Origin of the sequence: Acinetobacter sp. yr461 (assembly GCF_900110445.1) — a bacterium.
Lineage (GTDB): Bacteria > Pseudomonadota > Gammaproteobacteria > Pseudomonadales > Moraxellaceae > Acinetobacter > Acinetobacter calcoaceticus.
The window spans coordinates 392,273-404,824 of record NZ_FODU01000001.1 but is presented as its reverse complement, the minus strand read 5'-3'; the positions used below and the strand labels follow the sequence as shown (position 1 = coordinate 404,824).

At 38.1% G+C, this 12,552-nt stretch carries 16 protein-coding genes; all 16 read right to left on the bottom strand.

The genetic code is table 11. The features are described from left to right. Positions 1-86: 86 nt before the first annotated feature. The 16 genes from rpsA to kdsB all read right to left on the bottom strand — a co-directional run bounded on the left by rpsA (position 87) and on the right by kdsB (position 12,544). Complete coding sequence (gene rpsA / locus BMW38_RS01970; protein WP_005041073.1) at positions 87-1,760, bottom strand: 30S ribosomal protein S1; 1,674 nt, start codon at positions 1,758-1,760, stop codon at positions 87-89. A 111-nt stretch (positions 1,761-1,871) separates the two neighbouring features. Next, the gene (gene cmk, locus BMW38_RS01965; protein WP_092705609.1) at positions 1,872-2,552 is read right to left on the bottom strand and encodes a (d)CMP kinase; all 681 of its coding nucleotides are present in this window, start codon (positions 2,550-2,552) and stop codon (positions 1,872-1,874) included. A gap of 10 nt (positions 2,553-2,562) precedes the next feature. Further along, positions 2,563-3,003, bottom strand: a complete 441-nt coding sequence (locus BMW38_RS01960; RefSeq protein ID WP_092705608.1) for an SRPBCC family protein — start codon at positions 3,001-3,003, stop codon at positions 2,563-2,565. A gap of 70 nt (positions 3,004-3,073) precedes the next feature. Further along, entirely contained in the window at positions 3,074-3,577 is a 504-nt protein-coding gene (tadA, locus tag BMW38_RS01955) for a tRNA adenosine(34) deaminase TadA (protein WP_092705607.1), read from the bottom strand. Between the two features lie 5 nt (positions 3,578-3,582). Continuing rightward, positions 3,583-4,707: an enoyl-CoA hydratase/isomerase family protein gene (locus BMW38_RS01950; RefSeq protein ID WP_092705606.1), complete on the bottom strand. Its 1,125-nt coding sequence runs from the start codon at positions 4,705-4,707 to the stop codon at positions 3,583-3,585. Further along, entirely contained in the window at positions 4,704-5,417 is a 714-nt protein-coding gene (gene ung / locus BMW38_RS01945) for a uracil-DNA glycosylase (RefSeq protein WP_005041081.1), read from the bottom strand. Before ung ends, BMW38_RS01950 begins: the two co-directional genes overlap by 4 nt. A 49-nt stretch (positions 5,418-5,466) precedes the next feature. Next, the gene (locus BMW38_RS01940) at positions 5,467-6,063 is read right to left on the bottom strand and encodes a 6-pyruvoyl trahydropterin synthase family protein (RefSeq protein WP_092705605.1); all 597 of its coding nucleotides are present in this window, start codon (positions 6,061-6,063) and stop codon (positions 5,467-5,469) included. A 229-nt stretch (positions 6,064-6,292) separates the two neighbouring features. Then, a complete protein-coding gene (gene gspK, locus BMW38_RS01935; RefSeq protein WP_092705604.1) occupies positions 6,293-7,252 on the bottom strand; it encodes a type II secretion system minor pseudopilin GspK in 960 nt (319 codons plus the stop codon). Then, positions 7,252-8,067 carry a type II secretion system minor pseudopilin GspJ gene (gene gspJ / locus BMW38_RS01930; protein ID WP_092705603.1) on the bottom strand — a complete coding sequence of 272 codons (816 nt, stop codon included), beginning with the start codon at positions 8,065-8,067 and terminating at the stop codon, positions 7,252-7,254. Before gspJ ends, gspK begins: the two co-directional genes overlap by 1 nt. After that, entirely contained in the window at positions 8,067-8,447 is a 381-nt protein-coding gene (gene gspI / locus BMW38_RS01925) for a type II secretion system minor pseudopilin GspI (protein WP_092705602.1), read from the bottom strand. The genes gspJ and gspI overlap by 1 nt, the downstream gene beginning before the upstream one ends. Then, positions 8,437-8,991, bottom strand: a complete 555-nt coding sequence (locus BMW38_RS01920) for a type II secretion system protein (RefSeq protein ID WP_092705601.1) — start codon at positions 8,989-8,991, stop codon at positions 8,437-8,439. Before BMW38_RS01920 ends, gspI begins: the two co-directional genes overlap by 11 nt. A gap of 9 nt (positions 8,992-9,000) precedes the next feature. Next, the gene (locus BMW38_RS01915) at positions 9,001-9,609 is read right to left on the bottom strand and encodes a TetR/AcrR family transcriptional regulator (protein ID WP_005041096.1); all 609 of its coding nucleotides are present in this window, start codon (positions 9,607-9,609) and stop codon (positions 9,001-9,003) included. Positions 9,610-9,645: 36 nt separating this feature from the next. Beyond that, on the bottom strand, positions 9,646-10,419 hold the full coding sequence (locus BMW38_RS01910) for a TatD family hydrolase (protein WP_092705600.1): 774 nt from the start codon (positions 10,417-10,419) through the stop codon (positions 9,646-9,648). Positions 10,420-10,436: 17 nt separating this feature from the next. Next, complete coding sequence (locus BMW38_RS01905) at positions 10,437-10,778, bottom strand: PilZ domain-containing protein (RefSeq protein WP_003651467.1); 342 nt, start codon at positions 10,776-10,778, stop codon at positions 10,437-10,439. A gap of 10 nt (positions 10,779-10,788) precedes the next feature. Next, positions 10,789-11,769, bottom strand: a complete 981-nt coding sequence (locus BMW38_RS01900; protein WP_092705599.1) for a DNA polymerase III subunit delta' — start codon at positions 11,767-11,769, stop codon at positions 10,789-10,791. Positions 11,770-11,782: 13 nt separating this feature from the next. Further along, positions 11,783-12,544, bottom strand: a complete 762-nt coding sequence (kdsB, locus tag BMW38_RS01895) for a 3-deoxy-manno-octulosonate cytidylyltransferase (protein WP_092705598.1) — start codon at positions 12,542-12,544, stop codon at positions 11,783-11,785. Positions 12,545-12,552: the final 8 nt, after the last annotated feature.

The following is a 12,552-nucleotide window of genomic DNA, read 5'->3' as shown; positions in this document are numbered from 1 at the left end:
TAGTATGTTGAATACTACGCTACCGTTTACAGTAATTTGTATAAAAAGTACAATTCCGTTACATGAAACTGTACTTTGTTAACCTATTACTTCATTTGTGCTTTAATCAAGTCACCAATAGTCTTAGGACCATTTTCTTGACTTGTTGTTGCTGTACGTAAAGTAGCAACTGCTTCTTTCTCTTCAGCTTCGTCTTTTGCTTTAACAGACAAGTTGATAGAGCGAGATTTACGATCAACGTTGATGATTTTCGCTTCAACTTCTTGACCAACTTCTAAGAATTTAGTTGCATCTTCAACGCGGTCACGGTTGATTTCAGAAGCTTTAAGAGTAGCTTCTACTTCGTCAGCTAACTTAACAGTTGCGCCACGAGCATCAACTGCAGTTACAGTACCTTTAACTAAAGCACCGCGTTCGTTAGCAGCTAAGAAATCATTGAACGGATCGCTGTTCAATTGCTTGATACCAAGGCTGATACGGTTACCTTCAGCGTCTACAGACAAGATAACAGCTTCAACAGTGTCACCTTTCTTGTAACGACGAATAGCTTCTTCGCCTTGCTCGTTCCAAGAAATATCAGACAAGTGTACTAAACCGTCGATACCGCCGTTCAAGCCGATGAAGATACCAAAGTCAGTGATAGACTTGATAGTACCAGATACTTTTTCGCCTTTCTCATGAGCTTTAGCAAACTCTTCCCATGGGTTAGCACGAGTTTGTTTGATACCAAGGCTGATACGACGACGTTCTTCGTCAACTTCAAGAACCATAACATCAACTTCATCACCAATCTGAACAACTTTAGATGGGTGGATGTTTTTGTTAGTGTGGTCCATTTCAGAAACGTGAACTAAACCTTCAACGCCTTCAGCGATTTCAGCGAAACAACCGTAGTCAGTTAAGTTAGTTACACGAGCTTTAACGATAGAACCTTTAGGGTAACGGCTCATGATCGCTAACCATGGATCTTCGCCTAATTGCTTAAGGCCTAAAGATACGCGGTTACGCTCACGGTCAAATTTAAGTACTTTAACAGTAACTTCTTGACCCACTTCAACAACTTCTGAAGGGTGCTTGATACGTTTCCAAGCCATATCTGTGATATGGAGAAGACCATCAATACCGCCAAGATCAACGAATGCGCCGTAATCAGTAAGGTTCTTGATAGTACCTGTAACTGTTTGACCTTCTTCAAGTTGAGCAAGTAATGCTTCACGGTCAGCAGAAGATTCAGCTTCCATAACAGCACGACGAGATACAACAACGTTATTACGTTTAGCATCAAGTTTGATTACTTTAAACTCTAACTCTTTACCTTCAAGGTGAGTAGTGTCACGGATAGGACGAGTGTCAACTAATGAACCTGGTAAGAATGCACGAACAGGACCGATGTCAACAGTAAAACCGCCTTTAACTTTACCAGAGATAACACCAGTAACGATTTCGCCATCTTCAAAGATTTTTTCAAGTTTAGTCCAAGTTTCAGCACGCTTAGCTTTTTCACGTGATAAAACTGTTTGACCCATACCGTTGTCAAGAGCTTCAACAACTACGTCAACAGTATCGCCAACTTGAACTTCAAGTTCACGTTGTTCATTTAAAAATTCAGCACGGTCAACAATGCCTTCAGACTTTAGGCCAGTGTCAACAGTTACCCAGTCGCTATCGATGTTTACAACAACACCTTGGATGACTGCACCCTTTTCAACGTTGAGGTTTAATTCACTTTCTTCAAAGAGGGCTGCAAAAGATTCGGTCATGATATACCTGATAAATTCAGCGGTCTTGGATCAGACAAGGCCGGTTTAGTTAAGTATCAACATAGTCTTTATAAACTGATCAAGCTATGCGTCAACTGATAATTCTATTTGCTAAATGGTACGGCTATCGACATAATCAACCATCAACTTAAATACCTGATCGATCGTTAATTCCGAACTATCAATGATATAAGCGTCTTCGGCTGGCTTGAGTGGAGCAACTTCTCGCTCCATATCTCTTTTGTCACGCGCCTGTATATTAGCTAAAATGTCGTTTATTTTAGCATCTAGGCCCATGCCCTGCAACTGTTTTACTCTTCGCTCGGCACGCGACTCAGCTGAAGCCGTTAGATAAATTTTAGCATTTGCTTCAGGAAAAATAGCTGTTGCCATGTCACGACCATCTGCAACTAAACCAGGATTTTGTGCAAAAGCTCTTTGTCGCTCAAATAATGCCTGTCTAAGTTCTGGAATTGTTGCAACTTTCGATGCATATTCACCAACCCGTTCTGTACGAATTGTTTGAGATACATCTTCGCCATCTAGAAAAACTAAAATCCCTGCTGCGGAAGTTTCAAATTTAATATCCAGTTGACGTGCATACTGAACGCATTCATCGAGCTGACTGTCTAATTTCTCTAATAAATCGTGTTTATGTAATGACAACCCTAATAAACGATATAAGGCACCAGAATCGAGTAAATGATATTGATAATGTGCTGCAAGTTTTGCGGCCAATGTTCCTTTACCCGAACCACTCGGACCATCAATAGTAATAATTTGAACTGTCATTGAACTCTCACTAAGAAGCAATTGCTTTAGCTAATCTCGAAAAGCCTAGTGTAATGGCTAGTTTTAGCTGTGCAAGGATTAATTTACTTACCACTGGAGCTTTTGCAGTTAACTCGATGCGGTATGTAACTAAAGTTATATATGGGGTAATTTCAGAAAACTCGATTCGACCTAAATGGTGTTTAATCAAAGGATTGTCTATTAATTTATATTCAATGCTTTTATTTTCTTCAAGCAATGTAATTTCTTCTTTAAATGGCTTGATTGGACCAAATCCCATACGACGAACTGAACCTAAACCATCAGGTCTTTTAGAATCTGCTGAGTCTTTTACACGTACAACTTGTAACGGTGCAAAAGCAGTATTATAAGTTGAATGTTTAGAGAGCAAGTTAAATACATCACCAAGTGGAGCATTAAATTCTTTTTTTACGGTAATTACATTACGCATTGAATATTCCTTATTAAATAGAATCATGGCAGTAAAATCGCGTTAGTTTGCCATAAGCTCATGTTACTTTTTAATCATTTAAGGACGTTTTTTGTTGTTTTTCTAGTTTCTTTTGCTCACGTCTTTGTTTAAAAAAATGACTGAGTTGTTGGGCACATTTTTCTTGTAAACAACCCTGTTGAAAGGTAAATCTGTGATTGTAATAACCGTGTTGTAGTAATTGACGAGCGCTTACCAATGAACCTGCTTTAGGTTCTGTTGTACCAAAAACCACATGTTTGATTCTTGCATGTACTAATGCGCCTACACACATTGTGCACGGCTCAAGAGTGACATATAAAGTTGCATCTTCAGGTAATCGATAATTTTCTAATGATAAGCATGCTGCGCGGATAGCTTGAATTTCTGCATGTGCAGTTGGATCTAACAAACTAATTGGAGCATTATATCCCGATCCAATCACTCTATTTTCGCTCACCACAACCGCTCCAACCGGGATCTCACCCTGCTGAGCGGCTAATTCAGCTTGCTCGTAAGCAAGCTGCATCCAATATTCATCACTATATTCAGTCATGTATTTTAGGTGATCACACCATGTTGTCTAAGCAAAGCATTCCAGCTATCTATTGAGGTCACTGGCGGACCATCAGCTAATATGCCTCTTAAGCTTAGGTCTTCACATGGTTTCCATTCTGGTGATAAATCTTTATCAACCAAGCGCGCCCGAACACCTTCTACAAAGTCAGGATGACGAATTTTCCACTCAGAAATCTGAGCTTCTAAGTCAAAGACCTCATCCCAAGAATGTATTTGTTTACCCCATTGCCACAGCAACCAAGTAATTGCCGCAGTACTAGGAGATCCTTTTTGCAAGTTCTCACTCGCTTGGCGGAGCCAATCACTGCTAGCATCACGTAAACTAACAATAGCTTGGTAATCTTGTTCAAAATTAAAACCACGGCAAACGCTATGAATCACATCTAGCGAGTTTTGCAACGGACCTGCCGCAACAGGACGATGCAAACTATTTAAAGTATCATCAATTGCGCGGAAATCCCCTGCAGGATAATGAGCCCAATTAATATTTAAAACTTTTTGCAAAACATTATCACGCTGTGCTTCACAAATATGTGTTGCCCAACCGATGCTATATGCTCCAGCGGCTGTCATAATTGAACCAGTTAAACCAGTAAACAAACCTACTGGACCTCGATCTGCTAGGAAACGGCTCGCCCCGACATCTGGATATAAACCAATATTAATCTCAGGCATTGCCAAACGAGAATATGGGGTTACTAGACGGAATGGTGCTGCCATGAACAAGCCCAAACCACCACCCATAACATAGCCTTCGCCCCAAACAACCACAGGTTTAGCATAATTATGTAAAAGTAAATCTAAAGCATATTCTTGCTGAAAGAACTTATTAGCAGTATCTACTTCTTGATTTATAACAAGTTGACGCAATTTTCTAACGTCGCCACCTGCACAAAAAGCTTTTGGTGTAGTTGAATCTAACCAAATTGCTTTAACGTTCTCATCATCACGAAAATCTTCAAATACACGCAATAATGCCGTTACGATTGATTCATCTAAAGCATGCAATGATTTAGGACGATTCAAACGTACTATACGCCAGCCGTTTTTTGCTTCTTCAACCACCAAGTCCGGGTGATAGTTATTTACATTGGGAGAGTTCATCATGCGTCCAATTGCCAGTCTATGGGCTCAATGCCATGTTGTTTCAAATATTGATTTGTTTTTGAGAACACTTTGCACCCAAAAAAACCACCTCTATTTGCAGCAAGAGGTGATGGATGTGCGGCGGTTAAAACCAAGTGTCTATCTCTATTTATACGTTGTCCTTTGCGCTGTGCATAAGCACCCCACAAAATAAATACCACATGTTCTCTTTGCTCATTCAAAACATCAATGACTTCATCGGTAAATGCTTCCCAACCTTGCTTTTGATGTGAAGTTGGCTGCCCAGCTTCAACAGTAAGCACGCTGTTCAGTAAAAGCACCCCTTGTTTAGCCCATTTCGTTAAGTCACCATGGCGAGGAGCTGGAATACCCAAATCTGTATGCAATTCATGAAAAATATTACGTAAAGATGGTGGTAATGCAATACCTTTTTGAACAGAGAAACTTAATCCATTCGCTTGGTTCGGTCCATGATATGGATCTTGTCCCAGAATAACGACCTTCACATCAGCCAATGGTGTCGTATTTAGAGCACTAAAGATTTGTTTACTCGGTGGATATATTATTTTTTGTGCTTGCTTCTCTTGAAATAAGAAATCGCGCAAATTATCCATTTGAGGGCTTAACAAAAAAGGTGCTAAAGATATTTTCCAGCTTTCTTCTAATTGAACTTTACTGAGTTTATCTTGCTGTTGCTCAGTTAATTGCATTAATGTCATCCTAGATCAATTTTCAATTCTACAAATAGAGTAATTCGATTTACACTTCGACTTGCAAATCAACTTGAGGATTATTAAATTTCATCCCTTTTTTCAAGTCTTCATACATTTTCGGATTTGCCCACTCTATCTGAATTTGTTCTGAAAAAACAATTCCATCAAGACTTAAGATCCCCATTTGTTCGTTTTGAATATCTTCAATAAAGCTTTGAGCATATCCAGTATCGGTCTCATGAACAATAACTGAATAAACCTCAACATCACCTTCCCCATTTTGAGTGATTGTTGACTGCAAAACTTGCTGAGCTAGATAAAAGAAAATACGAGAAAACTGTTCAGCTGAGGGTGAAACCGGTAAAGAAATCCAGCGAGCACTAAAAGTCTGACAAGCATCAATATATTGAGAATCATCTTTTTCCCAAAAACAGATTGCATGATCAAAGCTGTCAATAAGGTCTTTTATTACACCTTTTAAAAGCCCAAAATCATAAACCATTTGTCCATGATCTAATTTCGAAGCTTTAAGCAATAATTCGACTTTATAGCTATGTCCATGAATTGATCGCTTACAACGATCCGATGTACAGTTACGTACAACATGTGCATTTTCAAACTTAAATAACTTGCGAATTAACATGTGCCAAATCGATCATTCCTTCTAAGAACATTATTATAAAGCAAAAGACAAAAACTTCGCACCACTTTTCAATTAGAAACAATTAGCGAAAAGTATGATAAGACTTGTGAAGAAATATTGAAGATAAGCATATGGAAAATTTATATTTATTCTATTATGTCCATTAGAGAAATTCCTAAAAATGACTTTTCCACAACATGACCCAAACAAATAAATTACAATTTTTCAACTAGTTAAATGGTGACATATTTCTAGAATAAACATAAACCTGCTTATCATTACGCATGAGTGCACTTGTAAATTGTCTTTTTCTATTATTAAGCATGACCTCAATTTGTGCTTGAAAAAAACTCGACTTTACATCTAATAGGCTATTCACCTCAGTTCTCTTTTGGGTATCGACTGTTGAAAAAGCATTCAATTGCCATAATTCATCAACATTTTGAAAGAATTTTAAATTTTGTTGGCGCATTTGAAGCTCTTTTTCTATCGCCCCTATATCTAATTTTTCATCAATACTCGCTAAGACTAATGGTGAAGCAGTATTAATATTCACTTTTGTATTTTCAGGTAATGCAGAAATATAGGGAGCAATTAAATCGTATTTCTTGCCATCAAAACCTCTTACTAATTTCAACTCTTCAATACGATGAAATTTAGCGTTTGAAGCTAAATAGCTAGGATCAAGGCCTTCATAATAGCTACTTTCTGCTCCCATAGGTCCAGATGGTTCTTCATCTAGATCTTGCCAATCGATAACTGCTTGACTTAACTCTGCTGGCAAGCCTACACGTACAAGTAAGCGCTCAAACCAGCTTTTGGCAGCTTCATTTACCTTACCTTCATTGGTTGTTAAATTGTTTAAGTTAAATTTGCCTGACTCGTCGATTAAACGCCCTGATACAGATCCATCTTCTATTGGAAAAGGTGGCATTGGCTGTGCCCATGTTTCTTTTAAATGATCAACGCCACCTGCATTGTTTGCATCTTGAATTAATAACTCAGAAAAAAAAGCTTCTGCACTTTTGGCATATAATAATGACTGATTCTGACGCATTAAATAACCAGTGTTTTCCATCGTATTGGTTTGATGCTTTGCAATAGAGGCAGCTAAAATTGTAGCCAATGCAACCATAATCAAAATTGTGAGCAAAGCTACACCTTGCTGGCTCTTTTTATAGTGCAACATTATGCTCCTCCTTGTTTGGAGAGCGATAAATTCCCTTGGTTTAAGCTATAAATCCACTCATAACTTACACCAGCAACCGTGAGTTGTATTTTTATTCCTTTCGGTAGCTTTCTAAACTCATCGGGCTTTGTAGGATCAAGATTAATTTCTGGCCACTTTGTCACTTCTTGCGGCGTTAACACCATAATTTGAAACTGTTCAACTTGACTCAACAAAGTGCTAGATAAAGGTTGCTCTCGGTTTGAAGTATTTAAATTACTATATTTAAGACGATAAAGCTTTTTTTGATCAGGATCATATCGATATTCAATACGCTCAAAAGGTGATAACCCTTGTTTTAAGGGATCAGTAACACCAGCCTTACTAAAGCGAAGAACTTGATTATCAAGTTCTAATGCTGGATGAAGCTGCCCCCCTTGATTTGCTGATAAGGGTATAATTTGTAATGTATCTCGCAAAACTTGTTGATACGCATCTTGTAATTCAAATAGCTGCACTTCATGTTGAGCATTACGATCACGGACTTTTAATAAATAATCAAAAATCTTCCAACCTAACAAAGATAAAACAGCAAAAATTGCAATTGCGACTAAAAGCTCAACTAAAGTAAATCCTGAGGCACGAGTTAATCGAGCACTGCTCGATCGTGCCGCAAGATGAGAAACTGTGTTTCGAGTGTGAGAGTCTTTAAAGCGACGCTTTGTCCGAGCGCAAGATGAAGAGCTGTGCTCGGAGTAGCCCCTCATCACCCGCTCCGATCGTGCCGCAAGACGAGAAGGTGTGCTTCGAGAGTAAAAATATTTATTTTTTATCATTATTTTGCTTTCATTGGATAATTAAAAAACACCAAATGGGTAATACCATTTTGAACTTTTCCTTTATCAGAATCATATAAGCTAATTTGTAAATCTACTTTCTGAACATTCGGGCTGACTGTAGTTTCAGCAGATTTATCAATCTGCCAAGTTTCCCCTTGAGAAGTAACCTGCTTACTTTGAGTGCCTTGAAGCCATTCTTGATTTATCTCCATTAAGGCTACTTCATTCATTGCCACAAACTGAGCTTTTGTTCTAAGAATTGCATTTGAGGTAGATTGGGTATATTGCATGGCCACTTTAGTTAACGCGACAGCAGCTACTGCAAAAATTGCCAAAGCTACCATTACTTCTAATAGAGTAAAGCCTTTAGATTTCATTTATTTTACCCAAATGATCAATTTGTATTTCTGAACCAATTGGTTTTTGTTCAAAGTAAAACTGTATTTTAACTGTTTTAGCTTCACCATTTCCAAACCAGATTAACTGAGGAGCCTGCCCTCCAACTAAATCTGTATTCGTAGCTTTTGAATAGTTCTGCCCATCTAGAGGCTGTATTGTAAAATATACATGTTTAGGCAATTGGCGCGTAGTAAATTCTGGGTATTTCTGCCAACGGTTTTTTAAATCTTGGACCTGTAATTTACTCTGATCGTGGTATTCATACAGTTCATAGGAAAATGGGTAAACGTCAGTCTCACTCAGAGTAGATAAAGCTAAAACACGAGATTGATCAAGTGATTCTTTGCCAATTTTATGTACATCAAGCAAAAATAATTCTCTTGCTTGCATCGCTTTCTTTTGGTCAACCCCACCGATGTTGAGTACAACGAGAGAGGTCATAATCGTCATAATAACAATCACCACCATCACTTCAATGAGGGTAAAACCTTTTTGTGATTTAGATGGTGATTGAGATTTCATACTGACCTATTAAGCATATTGTTCAACAGCTTGTTTAGGTAAGGCTAATGCCTGATCAATATAAGCCACTCTTAAAGTGTCCCTTGAACCTAAATACCGTTGGTAAAAACTTGAGTTAAGAATAGCTGCTGCACCATGAGTTAATGACCAAATAGATGCCAGATAATCTCGAGTTGTCATATTGCTTTGAATAGATTCTAAATAGTGATCTGTCATGCGAATGATAATTCGTAATCGCTGTTTACGCACCTGATAAAGTTCATTAAAAAGGTGATGTACGCCTTGAGCTGTAATCGAAAGTTTTTCCTCAATTTGATGAAATAAAACTGTCCGCTCAGGATGATGTAAATGATGCAACATGAAAAAGGCCAAATGTTCTGGAAAAGCCTTTTCAGTATCTTGAACCATTTCTAGTAACATACGTTCATTACGAATAATCAATAGCATGTACAATTCATCTTTACTTTGAAAGTGTTTGTACAAAGTTCCTTTTGCTAAATCAAGCTCAGCAGCCAAGACATCAAGTGTCATTCCGGCTTCGCCATTTTCTAGCAATAATTGCTCCGCAACCTGAAATATTAATACTTCTCTTGCTCGGAACTGAGCCTGACGATCCATCTTCACGCAATTACTCTCTTATATAGTTTCTATAACTTAAATCGCTTTTAGCAAGTTCTCAAAATTTTGTGAGGTGATCATTGCAATTTCCTCAACCGATTTATCATATACATCACTGAGCGCTTTGGCTACATGAGGCACATATTTTGGTTCATTTGTTTTACCGCGGTATGGAACAGGTGCTAAATAAGGACTATCTGTTTCAATTAAAAGTCGATCTAGCGGAACTTGTTTAGCTACATCACGCAAGTCTTGTGCATTTTTAAATGACACAATACCTGAAAAAGAAATGTAATAACCACAATCCAGTACAGCCTTAGCTGTTTCCCAATCTTCAGTAAAACAATGCAGAATTCCATGCGTGGAATGTTCAGCACGGATAATATCTACCGTATCATGCTTTGCTGAACGCGTATGAACGACGACTGGTTTTTTTACAATTTTCGAAGCTTGGATATGTCTTGCAAAACATGCCTTTTGCTCTTCAACAAAATCTGTACTGTGATAATAGTCCAGTCCAGTCTCACCCAGAGCCCATACTTTTTCCGACTGAGCTAATTCAATCAAGTGCTCGGTCGTTGCACGTGCCATCGTATCTACATCTTCACAAGGATGCACACCTACCGTATAACCAACATCTTCATGCCTATTTGCAATTTCTGCTAGTGCAATATGGTCATCAAGATCAACGGAAATTGCCATAAATTTAGACACTCCTTCTGCTCGCGCTGCAGCGAGCGCAAGGTCCAGATCACCGTTATAAGGCGTTAAATCTAACATCGTTAAATGGCAATGCGTATCAACAAACACTTTTCTATCCTATTTGATTACATGGTATAACTTGGACGATCTAGAGACATACTACCAGCCAAAACTCTTTCTGCCTCAGCTTTATAGTAAATTCCCTTATCTCCACTTAATTGAATAGCAAAACCTTGAGGTTTAAATCCACTTTGCTTGTGTGATATCCAAATTACCTTACCAGTTAGAGGAATTTTTTGAGACTGCTCAGGCAAAGTAGCTAAAATGAAAATTTCTTGTCCCATCTTTACCTTTTGTTTTGATGGTACAAATAGGCCCCCACCTTGCACATATCCCATATAGCTTGCTTGCAAAGTAGCTCTATCAGGAATATTTACCTGAATAATCCCCCCCATTTGCGGTTGCATAATCTTCCCCTTAAATATTCATTAACGTTATAAACAATTGATCTATAATAAGTTGACTTTGTACATTTTGATCAACAAGCTTTTTTACTTGTTGTACTTCACTATAAATATTAAATAAGCTTTCTAAATCATAATATGGACTTAATTGATCAAAATCTAAATCAGTATTTTTTTGTGGCTGATTTAGCTTGACACAAATTAAATCTCCCAACAAGTATTCAAAAAGTACGATAAAATCATTAAAACTTAATTCTTTTTGCCATTTTCCTGAGAAAAATAGAGGCATATTTTTTTGAGCTACAATTTTTAGCCAGTCATTTAAGAAAATCTGTCGTTTAGCAAACCAATCACTTTTTGCAATCTCTATTGCTTGCAAAGGCATATCATTAGATAGACCAAGTAATAAATCAGGTTGTACTTCTGCAAGTTCAGATAAATGCTCATCCAAATATGAAGTAGCTTGTTCATATGAAATACGATCTAAAGCAAAATGCTGCAATCGGCTACGAATAGTGGCTGGTAATTTAAGATAATGATCAGCCAATAAAATTAAAACAACACGTTCACCGGGTTCTTCTAAAGTTTTTAGTAGCGCATTCGATGATGCCAAGTTAAGAGCTTCAGCAGGCTCAATAAGAATAACGCGCCAGCCTTCTCCTGTTTGTTGCACGAAAGGCAGTAAATCTCGGATCTTTTCGATTTTTATTTTTGCATTCTGTTTTTTATTTTCTTCATCTGTTGTGATATGGACATAATTGGGATGAGTGTCTGATTTTAACCATTGACAGCTAGTGCACTCACCACAAGCACCATGAGGCTGCTTATTAAGGCAAAGCACCCATGCCAAAAAATGCTTAGCAAAAGCATGTTTCCCACAGCCTTGCTTGCCATAAAATAATAGGCCATGTCCAATATTGGGAAACCTTGTTGTTAAGGTATCCCATGTCGTTTTTTGCCAAGGATAAACCTTCGAGGTTACATTCGGATTCATTAAAAATTAACGCTTATTCAAAAGATTCGACAGGCATTTTATTTAAGCGATCAAGATCAGCTTGAGTGTCCACACCAGGAGGTAAATTTGCTTGAGCGACAGCAATCGCAATGCGATGTCCATTTTCTAAAACACGTAATTGTTCAAGACTTTCTAAATTTTCAAGCTTACCCATATCCCAAGTCACATACTCTTGTAATAAGTTCACTCGATAGGCATATAAACCTAAATGGCGAAATGCTTCAGTATGTAAACTTGGCTCTGCCTGCGCAGCCCCATCACGGTCGTACGGAATGGTTGCCCGGCTAAAATATAACGCTTCATTTTGTTTAGACATGACTACTTTTACAATGCTATCACGCTGAAATTCATCTAAGTTATGAATAGGCTCACACAATGTAGACATTGAACAATTTGGTTTATCAACCAAGAGTTTTGCAACTTGTTGAACAAGTTGAGCTGGCAATAAAGGTTCATCCCCTTGAACATTCACAATAATATCATCTGCTGCCCACCCCTTAATACGAGCAACTTCGCTTAATCGGTCTGTTCCTGACGGATGATCAGGACTTGTAAGCACAACGTCCACACCATCTGCACGGCAAATCTCAGCAATACGCTCATCATCTGTTGCCACACATAGATCATCAAAGCCTTCGACTTTTTTTGCTTGATCCACCACACGCAAAATCATAGGACGGTCATGAATAAGCAACAATGGTTTACCTGGCAAACGCGAACTTGAGAAGCGTGCTGGAATGACGATGTGTTTCATTTTTTCTT

Bases quoted from the DNA above. Each gene is read 5' to 3' on its own strand.
- rpsA (WP_005041073.1), bottom strand. From the start codon at position 1,760: ATGACCGAATCTTTTGCAGCCCTCTTTGAAGAAAGTGAATTAAACCTC.
- cmk (WP_092705609.1), bottom strand. From the start codon at position 2,552: ATGACAGTTCAAATTATTACTATTGATGGTCCGAGTGGTTCGGGTAAA.
- BMW38_RS01960 (WP_092705608.1), bottom strand. From the start codon at position 3,003: ATGCGTAATGTAATTACCGTAAAAAAAGAATTTAATGCTCCACTTGGT.
- tadA (WP_092705607.1), bottom strand. From the start codon at position 3,577: ATGACTGAATATAGTGATGAATATTGGATGCAGCTTGCTTACGAGCAA.
- BMW38_RS01950 (WP_092705606.1), bottom strand. From the start codon at position 4,707: ATGATGAACTCTCCCAATGTAAATAACTATCACCCGGACTTGGTGGTT.
- ung (WP_005041081.1), bottom strand. From the start codon at position 5,417: ATGCAATTAACTGAGCAACAGCAAGATAAACTCAGTAAAGTTCAATTA.
- BMW38_RS01940 (WP_092705605.1), bottom strand. From the start codon at position 6,063: ATGTTAATTCGCAAGTTATTTAAGTTTGAAAATGCACATGTTGTACGT.
- gspK (WP_092705604.1), bottom strand. From the start codon at position 7,252: ATGTTGCACTATAAAAAGAGCCAGCAAGGTGTAGCTTTGCTCACAATT.
- gspJ (WP_092705603.1), bottom strand. From the start codon at position 8,067: ATGATAAAAAATAAATATTTTTACTCTCGAAGCACACCTTCTCGTCTT.
- gspI (WP_092705602.1), bottom strand. From the start codon at position 8,447: ATGAAATCTAAAGGCTTTACTCTATTAGAAGTAATGGTAGCTTTGGCA.
- BMW38_RS01920 (WP_092705601.1), bottom strand. From the start codon at position 8,991: ATGAAATCTCAATCACCATCTAAATCACAAAAAGGTTTTACCCTCATT.
- BMW38_RS01915 (WP_005041096.1), bottom strand. From the start codon at position 9,609: ATGGATCGTCAGGCTCAGTTCCGAGCAAGAGAAGTATTAATATTTCAG.
- BMW38_RS01905 (WP_003651467.1), bottom strand. From the start codon at position 10,778: ATGCAACCGCAAATGGGGGGGATTATTCAGGTAAATATTCCTGATAGA.
- BMW38_RS01900 (WP_092705599.1), bottom strand. From the start codon at position 11,769: ATGAATCCGAATGTAACCTCGAAGGTTTATCCTTGGCAAAAAACGACA.
- kdsB (WP_092705598.1), bottom strand. From the start codon at position 12,544: ATGAAACACATCGTCATTCCAGCACGCTTCTCAAGTTCGCGTTTGCCA.